Raw genomic sequence first — 13,271 nt, 5'->3', positions numbered from 1 at the left:
TTCCCTTCTGGTTGTTTGAGACCGCTCACAAGCCGAGCAGCCTTGGTATGAAGAGGGTAAGGTCCGCCCAAAACGCGATGACCAGAAGAATTGCGACCTCGGCCAGGATGAAGGGCCAGAGTTCGCGTGTGATCTGTTCCACCTTTTCGCCGGTAACCGAGGCGAGGACAAAAAGACATGCGCCTACGGGCGGCGTCATAAGCGATATGTTCAGCGCGAGGATGATCATGATCCCGGCATGAACGGGGTCCATTCCGAGTTTCAAGGTGAGCGGTGCGAGGACCGGAGCCAGGATGATCAGGGTGGCGTTGATATCCATGACGAGACCGATCAGCAGAAGAAGAAGGACGATGAGCCCGATCACCACCTGCGGGTTCTGCGAAACTGCGAGCATGGCTTCGGCGATGGCCTGAGGAACACGGTTGAACGTCATCCACCAGCCGAGGATCGTCGCAGATGCGATTATGAGGAAGATCACGCCGGTGATCCGGGTGGTTCTGACTCCGATCTCGTAAAGGTCCTGCCAAGAGAGTGCGCGATAGATGACACCGCCGACGAAGAGCGCGTATGCGACCGCGATTGCCGCTGCCTCGGTCGGTGTCGCGAATCCGCCGAGGATCGAGCCAAGAATAAAGATCGGCAGGAGTGCCGCCAGAAAGCCTTCGCGCAGCGCGGAGAGCACCAGTCTCAAGCTTGGTCTGCCTTCGCCTTTGGGGAGGTTTTTCCGCCGTGCCGTCAGTGCGATCACGATCATGCAGATCGCACATATCATCAGTCCTGGCAAAATGCCGGCGGCGAAGAGGCCGGCGATCGAAACGCCCATGATCGAGCCGTAGATGATCATGAGCGTGGAAGGGGGGATCGTCGGTCCGATGATCGAACCCGCCGCCGTAACCGCGCAGGCGTAGCGTCTCGTGTATCCGGCCTTTTCCATCGCAGGCACAAGGGTGTTGCCGAAGGCGGCGGCGTCGGCTGTCGCCGAGCCCGTGATACCGGCAAACATGACCGAAGCGACCATGTTGGAATGGGCCATGCCGCCCCGCAGCCAGCCAACGAGCGCATCCGCAAGTTTCACGAGGCCGGATGTTATTCCCGACCGGTTCATGATCTCGCCCGCCAGGATAAAGAACGGCATGGCAAGGAAGGGGAACAGGTCAAGTCCGGCGAAGACGCGGTCGGGAGCCATCTGCATGAAGCGCGGCCCCATATCGAAAATGCCGACCATTCCCGCTACACCGATGGCAATGCCGACCGGCATTCCGAGAGCGAGGAACCCGAAGAAAGCAAGTGGAACCAGCCAGACGCCCATTATTCCGACCCCCCCTGGGCCACACGGGCCGCGACGACCTCAGGAGCTCGTGCGGCGAAAAAGTCATGAAGGCCCATGAGCGCGAGCTGAGTACATGCAACGAAAGCTGCGAGAGGTACACCGGCGAAGGCGTAACCTTTTGGCATGGCGTAAATCATCGTGACGCGACCGAAACCTTTTTCGGTGAAGCCCAGCCCGTACCAGAAAAGAGCGCCGAAGAAAGCTAGACCTATCACATCGAATGCTACCGCTAGCCAGCGGCGGAGCGGGGCTGGAAGCCTCTCGAAAATGAATTCGACGCCGATATGTTCGCGGTAGGCAATGCCTGAGGAGACGGCGAGGAGAGCCATCCAGATCATCAGGTAGCGCGCCAGCTCCTCGGTGAAAGTAAGCGGTAACGGGATGACGTAACGAACCAGAACGCCGAGCCAGACGTCAAGAACGAGCAACAGCAGGAGAAGGACGCAAACCCTCTCGACAAGCCAGTTGATCCGCAGGCTCCAGCGCTTGGCGTTGAGGGCGATATCCGTCATGCATCATCCCTGTCGTACGGCGGTCGGCTTGCATCTTGACCTCGACGATGAAACAGGTTTTTCATGAAGTCAACAACGATAAAAAAATGATTTCGAAAGCAAATGATATCCGGCAGGAGGCGGCGATGCAGGCCATGGGGAAGCAGCAACAGGCGGAATCGCCCACGCAACGCATCCACCGCACCTATGCAGAACTACCTGAAGGCGAAAGAAAAGCCGCCGATCTTATCCTCGACATGCCCGGAGAGCTTGCGATTTGGTCGGCGTCCGAACTCGCGGAAAGGGCGAAGGTCTCCAATGCGACGGTTTCACGCCTATTTCGCCGGCTCGGATACGGCTCCTACGAGGAGGCGAGACGTGCGGCTAGATCGATGAGAGCAGTCGGTTCTCCGCTCTATCTCGCAGAAAGCGCCAAGGGGGCGATACAGGAGCGAGACTTTCTCGCGCGCCATATAGATATCGAGATGAAGATAGTCGAGGCGACCCTTGCGATGGTAAATCCGCTAACGCTGGATGCGGTGGCCGAGCTTCTCACAAAGCGCAGGCGGCTCAGGGTAGCGGGTTTTCGAAACAGCTATTTCGCTGCTGAATACGCAAGAACAATGCTGGCTCAGTTCCGCCCGGGAGTAGAAATGCTGAACGCCCCCGGCCAAACCCTCGCGGAGGGAATCGCCGGCGTCGGGCCAGGTGATGTAGTGCTTGTCATTGGGTTGCGACGGCGTCCCTCAAGCTTCACCGACTTCGTTCGATCGGTAACGGAGGCGGGGGCCGATGTCGTTCTCATCGCTGATCGTTCCATTCGGGAGGCGCCCGCGGTAGCGCATTACAATCTGAGTTGCATCGTCGAAACGCCTCAGGCGGTCGATTCCTATGCCGGCGTTCTGGCGCTCCTGCGTCTGCTTGCGCTTTCAGTCCTGGCGAAACTGGACGTCCAAGGGCGGCGGCATCTTGAACGCATCGAAACGATCCACGAAAAGCTTTCCGAGCTTGAGTGAGTTCGCTCGTCTCACCGGCTCCTTTTCATCATATCGGTCGATCGTGGGAACAAAAAAGTGCCTCACCCAATGGGTGAGGCGATCTGTTGTTCATAGCAGCCAGGTTTTGGGTCCTTGCACCAACCCTTTGCGAGATGCTGCGGGAACCGCAGTTCTGGGTCAGCTACAGCCGCTCGTTGCGCCGCAAGTGTCGCACTTCAGACATGTGCCGTTGCGCACCATGGTGAAATTGCCGCATTCGGAGCAGCTTTCGCCTTCGTAGCCCTTCATTCGCGCCTGGGCGACCTGTTCGGCGACGGACGGTGCCGCCTCCGTCTGGCCGACCGAGATTTGAGGCTCTTCGGACGGAGCGGCATCCCGCTGGAATGCTGTGGCCACCGCCGCCGTCTGGACACGAATGCCGCTGCCGGAAGAACGGGCTGTCGTCGCGTTGTTCAGGTCGCCAGCCGGCTCGTTGCCGTTGCTGATCAGGCGGAAACGCTCGGTCTGGCCGCGGATCAGGCCGTGCGATACCACCGGATGCTGAGAATCTTCCGAGCGCCCCTCGTTCGGACCACTCGACAATACGGTGTTGCCGATCGCTTCCGGCGGAACATGGGCCAGATCGTGCCTGCCGAGGTAGGAGATCGCGAGTTCCCGGAAAATGTAATCGAGGATCGAGGTCGCGTTCTTTATCGCCTCGTTGCCTTGCACCATACCTGCCGGCTCGAATCGGGTGAAGGTAAAGGCGTCTACATATTCTTCCAGCGGCACGCCATATTGCAGGCCGAGCGAGATGGCGATGGCGAAATTGTTCATCAGCGAGCGGAAGGCCGCGCCTTCCTTATGCATGTCGATGAAGATTTCGCCTAGCCGTCCGTCCGCGTATTCGCCGGTCGTGAGATAGACCTTGTGTCCACCGACGCGGGCTTTCTGGGTATAGCCTTTGCGCCGGTCGGGCAGCTTTTCGCGCTCACGGATTGCACGCTCGACGATTCGCTCGACGATCCGCTCCGCCACCACTTCCGCGCGGCCCGCCTGCGGCTGGGCAACGAGAGCTTCGACCGCGTCTTCATCGTCTTCTTCCGCGTCCGCCAGAAGCTGTGCGTTCAACGGCTGGGAAAGCTTCGAGCCGTCGCGGTAGAGTGCGTTGGCCTTGAGCGCCAGTTTCCAGGACAGCATATATGCGTCCTTGCAGTCCTCGACGGTTGCACTGTTCGGCATGTTGATCGTCTTGGAAATCGCGCCCGAAATGAACGGTTGGGCTGCCGCCATCATGCGGATGTGACTTTCCACCGAGAGGTAGCGCTTGCCGATTCGCCCACAGGGGTTGGCGCAATCGAACACCGGATAGTGCTCTTCCTTCAGATGCGGTGCGCCTTCCAGTGTCATCGCCCCGCAAACGTGTGTATTGGCGGCTTCGATGTCGGCCTTCGAGAAGCCGAGGAAAGAAAGCAGGTCGAACTCCGGATCGTCCAGACGATCGGCCGGCACCTGCAACGCCTTGATCAGGAAGCTGTCGCCAAGCGTCCAGCGGTTGAAAACGAACTTGATGTCGAACGCCGTCTTGAGCGAGCCTTCGACCTTGTCAATCGCCTCGTCAGTGAAGCCGCGCGCCTTCAGCGATGCCGAATTGATCGCCGGCGCCTGCTTCAGCGAGCCGTGACCGACGGCATAGGCTTCGATCTCGGCGATCTCGCTTTCGCCGTAACCCAGCGTACGGAGTGCTTCCGGCACGGCGCGGTTGATGATCTTGAAATAGCCGCCGCCTGCGAGTTTCTTGAATTTCACAAGGGCGAAGTCGGGCTCGATGCCGGTCGTGTCGCAGTCCATGACAAGGCCGATTGTGCCGGTCGGCGCAATAACCGTCGACTGGGCGTTGCGGTATCCGTGCTTTTCGCCGAGTTCAAGCGCCTTGTCCCATGCGGCCCTTGCCCTTTCGACGAGAGTCTGGTCGGGGCAGGTGGCGTGGTCGAGCGGTACCGGCGCGGTCTGAAGCTTTTCGTATCCCGAAGCCTCGCCATAAGCGGCACGGCGATGATTGCGGATCACGCGAAGCATATGTTCGGCGTTCTTCTCATAACCCGGGAACGCGCCGAGTTCGCCTGCCATTTCTGCGGAAGTCGCGTAGGAAACGCCGGTCATGATCGCCGTAATCGCACCGCAGATCGCACGGCCTTCCTCGCTGTCATAGGGAATGCCAGAGGTCATCAGCAGTCCGCCGATGTTGGCATAGCCAAGGCCAAGCGTACGGTATTCGTAGGAAAGCTGCGCAATTTCCTTGGACGGGAACTGCGCCATCAGCACGGATATCTCCAGTACGATCGTCCAAAGCCGCACGCCATGCTCGAATGACTGCGTATCGAACGAACGATCCTTTTTACGGAATTGCAGCAGGTTCAGTGACGCGAGATTGCAGGCCGTATCGTCAAGGAACATATACTCCGAGCACGGGTTCGATGCCCTGATTTCCCCGGAAGCGGGGCAGGTGTGCCAGTCGTTGATCGTTGTGTGATACTGGATGCCAGGATCGGCCGAAGCCCAGGCGGCATAGCCGACCTGCTCCCAAAGGTCTTTCGCCTTGACGGTCTTAAGCACCTTGCCGTCCCGGCGCGCCGTGAGATCCCAGTCGCCATCTTCCGTAACGGCTTTCAGGAAGCCGTCGGTGACACGCACGGAGTTGTTCGAATTCTGACCGGAAACGGTGAGATAGGCCTCCGAATCCCAATCGGTGTTGTAGGTTGGGAATTCAATGGAAGTATAGCCCTGCCGCGCGAACTGGATAACGCGGTAGATGTAGTTTTCCGGCACCAGCATTTTCTTCGCTGCGCGGATTTCACGCTTCAGCGCCGGGTTCTTCGCCGGGTCGTAGCAGTCGTCGCCGGGGCCTTCGCAATTTACGCAAGCGCGCATGATCGCGGTGAGGTGCTTCTGGCAGATCCTGGAGCCGGTGACGAGCGCGGCAACCTTCTGCTCTTCCTTCACCTTCCAGTTGATGTAGTCCTCGACGTCCGGGTGATCGATGTCGACGACGACCATCTTTGCAGCGCGCCGCGTCGTCCCGCCGGACTTGATGGCGCCAGCGGCGCGGTCGCCGATCTTCAGGAAGCTCATCAGGCCCGACGATTTGCCGCCTCCGGAGAGCTTCTCTCCCTCGGACCGTACGCGTGAAAAATTGGAGCCGGTGCCTGAGCCGTATTTGAAAAGGCGCGCTTCACGTACCCAGAGGTCCATGATGCCATTGTCGTTGACGAGATCATCCTCGACCGACTGGATGAAGCAAGCATGCGGTTGCGGATGTTCGTAGGCGGATGCGGAACGAACGAGTTCACCCGTCTGAAAATCGACGTAGTGGTGGCCCTGGCTCGGTCCGTCGATGCCATATGCCCAGTGTAGGCCGGTGTTGAACCACTGCGGCGAGTTGGGGGCGACCTTTTGCGTCGCGAGCATGTAGCGCAATTCGTCGAAGAACGCCCGGGCATCGTCTTCGGTGTCGAAATAACCGCCTTTCCAGCCCCAGTAGGTCCAGGTTCCCGCCAGCCGGTCGAATACCTGGCGCGCATCGATCTCCGAACCGAAGCGTTCTTCTTCTGGCAGCCTTGCCAGTTTCTTTTCGTCGGGTACTTGGCGCCACAGCCAGGAAGGAACGGTATTTTCCTCCACAGGCTTGAGGTGCTTCGGCACACCGGCCTTGCGGAAATACTTCTGTGCGAGAATATCGGCGGCGACCTGCGAAAATTGTGCCGGCACCTGGATATTGGCCAATTGGAAGACGATCGAGCCATCCGGATTACGGATTTCGCTGGTTGCCTTTCGGAACTCGATATCCGCGTATGGCGATTGGCCTGCTTTTGTGTACCGCCGCTCGATCCGCATCTTTATAGCCCTTCCTCTCGTCCCCGGGCGGGGATAGCTGACGTAGCGACAATCTGAAATTTGCCGCATCTGAGCCGGCGCTTTCGAGAAAAAGCACCGGGACGGATTGTCGCCACCTGTTAATCGGCCGCCGCGTTCATAGCGCCGCGTCATGATTGGAATGGCCCTGCCACACTATATATAGCATTCAGAGCCTCGAACGTCACGAAATACGGTGTCGGGAGGGCCATAAAAAACCCGCCGGCAAACCCGCTAACTTGCCGATAGATTCTCCAACTGGCCGTCTATTTAAAGGACGCGAGGTGCTTGAGCCCCAACCCCGCAACGCGCACTGTGACTGTCCTCAAGGTAAAGTGAAAAATCTGTAAGCGTCAAGCGTCTGGAACAATCTATTGTAGGTGGAATCGTGTTACCCACCAAATGTTGTGCTTATCTGTGGATAGCGGTAATTGCGCAGACGCATGGCGAAGATACGCTTGCAGAATTTCATATTCAGGTTTCCTCGCGCATCGCGAAGCCCCGGCAGCGTGCCTTGAGGCCAGACAATGCGGACGTCGAATCGGCCAGCGATTCCGATTTTTTTTTGAAGGCTAACATCCCGACACGGGCAGTTTAATGAAAATTAGACGAAAATTCGGGCTGTTGCCTGAACCCGCCGGAAATCCGGGGCATGGTTGGATAATCCTTTCAGCCCGCGAATCGCGGGCGGCGAAGAGGTTAACTCAAGTATGGTCAGGCATATTGCGTACGGGCGGAAGATCGAAGACCTGGATATTATCGTCGTTGACGACGCCCGCCCCATGCAAACGATCCTCCGGTCGACATTGCAGAGTTTTCGCGTTCGACGCGTGCGGACATTCGATAGCGCAGAAGAAGCGCTGGACGCCATGCAGATCGATCCGCCGAACATGTTGCTGACCGACTGGTACATGAAGCCCATGAGCGGACTGCATCTCCTGCAGCGCATTCGCCGAAGGAAAATGTCGCCGCTCTGCTTCCTGCCGATCCTTTTCGTCACGGCTCATGGTACGCGTACGGTCGTGGAAAAGGCATTGCGGGCGGGAGCGCAAAACGTCCTCATTAAACCGGTGGCGCCGTCAGCCCTTCATGCGAGACTGCAGTGGACACTTCGCGACCATCGGGAGTTCCAACTGCTCGATGACGGCCGATACGTAATAGATGGCATGGCGGAAGCGCTCGATCGCCATGCGCGCAAGGTCGCGCATATAGCGAATGTTTTCCATCGCGAAGCGTCGCCCAGCATGACGCGCAAGATCGAGATGCTGGCTGCAAGGCGCGCCGAGGCCGCACGCAGGCGCGCCGCCTATTCCGGCGAACGCCCCGACGGTTTTGCGGCCGTTCGCGTACGGTGACCAGCGTAACCATGCGAAACCCATTTATCGGCCGGTAAATACGCCTTCGTGGTCTGGACATAAGAATTAGCTCGCGTCATATTCGCCCGCGATTTTCAACGGCGGCGAACCGCCAACACGCTTGGGAGCGCTTTATCCCCATGAAGACCCTGATTCTGCAGTTCTTCACGTGGTGGAACAGCGCCACTTGGGGGACACGTTTCTTCACGTGGCGAAAAGGCGAATTCGTCGGCGAGGACGAATTCGGCAATAAATACTATCGCGAACGTGGGGGCACCAAGCGCTGGGTGATCTACAAGGATCTCGCTGAGGCGTCTTTGATCCCGCCCGGCTGGCACGGTTGGATGCACCACCGTGTCGACACTCCGCCGACCGATCAGGCCTATCGCGCGCGCGAATGGCAGAAGCCGCACAAGCCGAACCTTACCGGTACACCTGGCGCATATCGTCCGCACGGGTCGATCCTTACGCCGGAAAGCCGGCCCAAGGTAACGGGCGATTACGATGCCTGGACACCCGGTTCCTGAATGGTCAAAATCGCCTTGTAGGCAAAAATCGGTTTTTCGTTCGATGCACTGAAAAAACGCCGGCCCTTGTCACGAGGCCGGCGTTTTTTATCACATCTGGATAGATGGCCTGATCAGGCGACTTCCGTGTCCACGCCCAAGCGCTTGTCGAGGTAGTTGCCGCAGATGTCCATCAGTTCTTCGGTGTGGTTCTCGAAGAAATGGTTGGCGCCGCTTATCGTCGTATGGTCGATCACGATGCCTTTCTGCGTCTTGAGCTTGTCGACCAGCACCTGAACGTCTTTGGCAGGCACGACCTTGTCGGAATCGCCGTGGACGATGAGGCCGGATGAGGGGCAGGGCGCCAGGAATGAGAAGTCGTGCAGGTTCGCCGGCGGTGCGACAGAGATGAAGCCTTCGACCTCCGGGCGGCGCATCAGAAGCTGCATTCCGATCCAGGCGCCAAAGGAAAAGCCCGCAATCCAGCACGAGCGGGCATCGGGATGAATTGTCTGCACCCAGTCGAGGGCCGCCGCGGCGTCGGACAATTCGCCCTGTCCGTGATCGAAGGAGCCTTGGCTTCGTCCCACGCCACGGAAGTTGAACCGGAGAACCGCAAAGCCACGCTTGGCGAACATGTAGTGAAGCTGGTAGACGATCTGATTATTCATCGTGCCGCCGAATTGCGGGTGTAGATGAAGCACCAGCGCTATCGGGGCGGTCCGCGATTTTGCCGGGTGGAACCGGCCCTCGATTCGTCCGGCCGGGCCGTTGAAAATCACCTCTGGCATTGGGAGTGCCTGTCCTTCCTGTCTTTGGGCGCCGACCGTGGCTTTGCCACCCGCGCTCCGGGCATGTTCGGACTAAGGGTATTTGCGTAACTCGCCTTGACTTGGCGAACCCTTGTTCCTAGAACCTAGTTTAGAATCGTTCGAAAAACGAACGTGGCGTCGGCGGCAGATGGAAACGTTTGAAGGTTTCGAAATCAGGCGCCGTCACCGATGCGGACACGTTATCCTCATCTCGCCCGCGAAATGCAAGGATTGCGTGATCCGTCAGACCTTTAAATTTAGGAACCTGGCGGTCTTTTGCCACCTAATGTGAGTGTTGTTCGTGAGTGCAGGCGGCGACCATATCTATCTCGATTATAATGCATGTGCGCCGCTGCGCGTGGCCGTGCGCGAGCTTATGGTGGAGGTGCTTTCGCAGCACGGTAACGCTTCTTCCATACACGGCCCGGGTCGCAAGGCGCGCGGCCGCATCGAGACGGCGCGCGAGCAGGTGGGCGCCCTTGCCGGTGCCGTTGCAAAGAATGTGATTTTCACGAGTGGCGGTACGGAAGCCAATGTCACCGCGCTTTCGCCCGAATGGCTGAACGAAGGTAATCGGCTGCGTCTTGATCGCGTTTTCGTCTCGGCGACGGAGCATCCCTCGGCGCTGTCGGGCGGCAGGTTCGATCCCGACGCGGTTGAACGGATCCCGGTCGGGCCCGACGGCGTAGTTGACCTTGACGCGCTGGAGGCGAGGGTAAAGGCTTCGAATGACGAAGGCGAACGCGTTCTAGTTTCCGTCATGGCGGCAAATAGCGAAACGGGCGTGCTAAATCCGGTTGCGGAGATCGGCGCCCGGCTGGCAGAGACGAATTCGATCTTTCACGTCGACGCCGTTCAGGCCGCAGGGCGTATGCCCGTGGACGTTTACCAATGGAGGGCGGATGCGGTTTCGCTCTCAGCTCACAAGATTGGCGGGCCGCAGGGTGCGGGTGCGCTGGTCTTGGGGGCGGAGGATGTGCGGCCCGTCTCGCTGCTTACGGGCGGAGCGCAGGAGAACCGCCGCCGGGCCGGTACGGAAAATGTCGCCGCGCTCGCTGGTTTCGGCCTGGCTGCCGAAATCGTTGCGCGTTCGCTTGACGAACGGGCGGAAATATCGCGCCTGCGGGACTTTATGGAAGAAGGACTTCGCCATATATGGGCGGACACGGTGGTGTTCGGTGAGCGCGTTGACAGGCTTTGTAACACGACCTGTTTCGCGGTGCCTGGCGTCGGGTCGGAGATGGCCTTGATTGCGCTTGACCTGGAAGGCATTGCCCTTTCCTCGGGGTCTGCCTGTTCATCGGGCAAGGTATCGGTGTCGCATGTGTTGAATGCGATGGGGGTGGAGGAAGATGTTGCCCGCTGTGCGCTCCGCGCGAGCATTGGCTGGGCTACGAAAAGACAGAACATCGAGAGGTTTCTCGAGGTCTGGAAAAAGGTTTCCGGGCGTATTCGGCCCGGCAAGGCCGGAGCTGCCGCATGAAAATGGGGCTCGGCCGATTGAGTTAGCCGCCCGGGGCGCGTATGGTCCCGAGCGATCATAGTGCGACCACCCGCGGTCCTTGAAACCGTGTTGGAAGGAGACACGCATGCCTGCTGTTCAGGAGACGATCGACCGGGTCCGGTCGATTGATGTCGACCAGTATAAGTACGGCTTCGTTACGGAAATTGAATCCGACAAGGCCCCAAAGGGCCTGAACGAAGACGTTATTCGTTTCATTTCGGAAAAGAAGGGCGAGCCCGAGTGGATGCTTGAGTGGCGTCTGGAGGCTTATCGCCGCTGGCTCACTATGGCCGAACCCACGTGGGCTCGAGTTTCCTATCCGCAGATCGAGTTCAACGAGCTTTATTACTATTCCGCTCCGAAGAACACGCCGGGCCCCAAGAGCCTGGACGAGGTCGATCCGGAACTGCTGGCGACTTACGAGAAGCTTGGCATTCCACTTCGCGAGCAGGAAATCCTGGCTGGCGTTGAGCCGAAGAACCGCGTCGCGGTGGATGCTGTGTTCGACAGTGTTTCGGTGGTGACAACCTTCAAGGAAGAGTTGAAGAAGGCGGGCGTCATCTTCTGCTCTATTTCTGAAGCGCTCCGCGAGCATCCGGAACTTGTGCGCAAGTATCTTGGTTCCGTGGTGCCGGTGTCGGACAATTTCTATGCCACGCTAAACTCGGCCGTTTTCTCTGACGGTTCATTTGTCTACGTCCCGGAGGGCGTTCGCTGCCCGATGGAACTGTCGACCTATTTCCGCATTAACGAGCAGAACACCGGTCAGTTCGAGCGCACGCTCATCATCGCCGAAAAGGGCGCGTATGTAAGCTATCTCGAAGGCTGCACCGCACCGCAGCGCGACGAGAACCAGCTTCACGCGGCCGTGGTCGAGCTCATCGCGCATGATGATGCCGAAATCAAATACTCGACGGTCCAGAACTGGTACCCGGGCGACAAGAACGGCAAGGGCGGTATCTACAACTTCGTCACCAAGCGCGGCGATTGCCGGGGCAGGAACTCCAAGATCTCATGGACGCAGGTCGAAACCGGCTCGGCGATCACCTGGAAGTACCCGTCCTGCATCCTGCGCGGCGATAACTCGCGTGGCGAATTCTACTCGATCGCCGTTTCGAACGGTCACCAGCAGATCGACAGCGGCACGAAGATGATTCACCTTGGCAAGAACACGTCTAGCCGGATCATTTCCAAGGGCATTTCCGCCGGCAAGTCGGAAAACACCTATCGTGGTCTGGTGTCTGCCCACCGCAAGGCGACGAATGCGCGCAATTTCACCCAGTGCGACTCTCTCCTGATCGGTCAGGACTGCGGCGCCCACACCGTGCCTTACATGGAATCGAAGAACTCTACGGCCGTCTTCGAACACGAGGCGACGACGTCGAAGATCTCCGACGACCAGATGTTCTATTGCCAGCAACGGGGATTGTCGGAAGAGGAGGCCGTGGCGCTCATCGTCAATGGCTTCGTCAAGGATGTGATCCAGCAGCTGCCGATGGAATTCGCGGTTGAGGCGCAAAAACTCATCAGCATCTCGCTGGAAGGTTCCGTCGGTTGACGTTGAACTTTCTGGTTAACCAGATCAATAAGTTACGGATGAAAACTCATGCTTGAGATCAAGAACCTGCACGCCCATGTCGGCGACGACGAAACGGAAATCCTGCGCGGCGTGAACCTGACGGTGAAGCCGGGCGAAGTGCATGCCATCATGGGGCCGAACGGCTCCGGCAAGTCGACGCTGTCCTATATTCTTGCCGGCAAGGACGATTATGAGGTCACCGAGGGCGATATCCTCTTCAACGGCGAAAGCATGTTGGAGATGGAGCCGGACGAGCGTGCCGCCGCCGGGCTGTTCCTCGCGTTCCAGTACCCGATCGAGATTCCGGGTGTCGCCACGATGACCTTCCTGAAGACCGCGCTGAACGCGCAGCGCAAGGCGCGCGGTGAAGATGAGCTGTCTACGCCTGCGTTCATGAAGCAGGTTAAAGAAAAGGCTGCCGAGCTTAACATCACGATGGATATGCTGAAGCGCCCGCTCAACGTCGGTTTTTCCGGCGGCGAGAAGAAGCGCTCGGAAATCCTGCAGATGTCCCTGCTTGAGCCGAAGCTTTGCGTCATGGACGAAACGGATTCCGGCCTCGACATCGACGCGCTGAAGATTGTTGCGGAGGGCGTGAACCGTCTTCGCTCACCGGATCGCGCCATGGTCGTCATCACGCACTACCAGCGTTTGCTGGATCACATCGTGCCAGACGTCGTCCATGTCCTGTCTCGCGGGAAGATCGTGAAGACGGGCGGCAAGGAACTGGCGCTCGAGCTGGAGAAGAACGGTTACGCCGATTACGTCGGACAGGCCGCGTGACACGAAGGGACGAGCGATGAAT

The 13,271-nt window shown here is 58.8% G+C and carries 10 protein-coding genes; 6 read left to right on the top strand and 4 right to left on the bottom strand.

Translation table 11 applies throughout. From position 1 onward, the window contains the following. Nucleotides 1-25 precede the first annotated feature (25 nt). Both HPQ64_RS14500 and HPQ64_RS14495 read right to left on the bottom strand, forming a co-directional pair. Entirely contained in the window at nucleotides 26-1,309 is a 1,284-nt protein-coding gene (locus tag HPQ64_RS14500) for a TRAP transporter large permease (RefSeq protein WP_172889228.1), read from the bottom strand. Beyond that, nucleotides 1,309-1,842, bottom strand: coding sequence for a TRAP transporter small permease (locus tag HPQ64_RS14495; protein WP_172889227.1), 534 nt, complete (start codon nucleotides 1,840-1,842; stop codon nucleotides 1,309-1,311). The genes HPQ64_RS14500 and HPQ64_RS14495 overlap by 1 nt, the downstream gene beginning before the upstream one ends. A gap of 125 nt (nucleotides 1,843-1,967) precedes the next feature. Between HPQ64_RS14495 and HPQ64_RS14490 the strand changes: the two genes are divergently transcribed. Beyond that, on the top strand, nucleotides 1,968-2,837 hold the full coding sequence (locus HPQ64_RS14490) for a MurR/RpiR family transcriptional regulator (protein ID WP_172889226.1): 870 nt from the start codon (nucleotides 1,968-1,970) through the stop codon (nucleotides 2,835-2,837). Nucleotides 2,838-2,996: 159 nt separating this feature from the next. Here the strand turns inward: HPQ64_RS14490 and HPQ64_RS14485 are convergent, their stop codons facing one another. After that, nucleotides 2,997-6,692, bottom strand: coding sequence for a vitamin B12-dependent ribonucleotide reductase (locus HPQ64_RS14485; protein ID WP_172889225.1), 3,696 nt, complete (start codon nucleotides 6,690-6,692; stop codon nucleotides 2,997-2,999). A 728-nt stretch (nucleotides 6,693-7,420) separates the two neighbouring features. On the opposite strand from HPQ64_RS14485, the gene HPQ64_RS14480 reads away from it, so the two are divergent. Next, complete coding sequence (locus tag HPQ64_RS14480; protein WP_281358301.1) at nucleotides 7,421-8,065, top strand: response regulator; 645 nt, start codon at nucleotides 7,421-7,423, stop codon at nucleotides 8,063-8,065. 140 nt (nucleotides 8,066-8,205) lie between these two features. Next, nucleotides 8,206-8,592, top strand: coding sequence for an NADH:ubiquinone oxidoreductase subunit NDUFA12 (locus HPQ64_RS14475; RefSeq protein WP_172889223.1), 387 nt, complete (start codon nucleotides 8,206-8,208; stop codon nucleotides 8,590-8,592). 113 nt (nucleotides 8,593-8,705) lie between these two features. Here HPQ64_RS14475 and HPQ64_RS14470 read toward each other — a convergent pair whose 3' ends face one another. Then, on the bottom strand, nucleotides 8,706-9,362 hold the full coding sequence (locus HPQ64_RS14470; RefSeq protein ID WP_172889222.1) for an alpha/beta hydrolase: 657 nt from the start codon (nucleotides 9,360-9,362) through the stop codon (nucleotides 8,706-8,708). Between the two features lie 322 nt (nucleotides 9,363-9,684). On the opposite strand from HPQ64_RS14470, the gene HPQ64_RS14465 reads away from it, so the two are divergent. From HPQ64_RS14465 to sufC, 3 genes are all read left to right on the top strand, one after another. Beyond that, nucleotides 9,685-10,866 carry an aminotransferase class V-fold PLP-dependent enzyme gene (locus HPQ64_RS14465; RefSeq protein ID WP_172889221.1) on the top strand — a complete coding sequence of 394 codons (1,182 nt, stop codon included), beginning with the start codon at nucleotides 9,685-9,687 and terminating at the stop codon, nucleotides 10,864-10,866. A gap of 106 nt (nucleotides 10,867-10,972) precedes the next feature. Beyond that, the gene (gene sufB / locus HPQ64_RS14460) at nucleotides 10,973-12,445 is read left to right on the top strand and encodes a Fe-S cluster assembly protein SufB (protein WP_172889220.1); all 1,473 of its coding nucleotides are present in this window, start codon (nucleotides 10,973-10,975) and stop codon (nucleotides 12,443-12,445) included. A 48-nt stretch (nucleotides 12,446-12,493) separates the two neighbouring features. Further along, on the top strand, nucleotides 12,494-13,249 hold the full coding sequence (gene sufC / locus HPQ64_RS14455) for a Fe-S cluster assembly ATPase SufC (RefSeq protein ID WP_172889219.1): 756 nt from the start codon (nucleotides 12,494-12,496) through the stop codon (nucleotides 13,247-13,249). Nucleotides 13,250-13,271: the final 22 nt, after the last annotated feature.

The organism is Hongsoonwoonella zoysiae (assembly GCF_013266695.1).
Classification (GTDB): Bacteria; Pseudomonadota; Alphaproteobacteria; order Rhizobiales; family Stappiaceae; genus Hongsoonwoonella; species Hongsoonwoonella zoysiae.
Note: the sequence above shows the minus strand (reverse complement) of the source record. Positions and strands in the feature narration are given on the sequence as shown.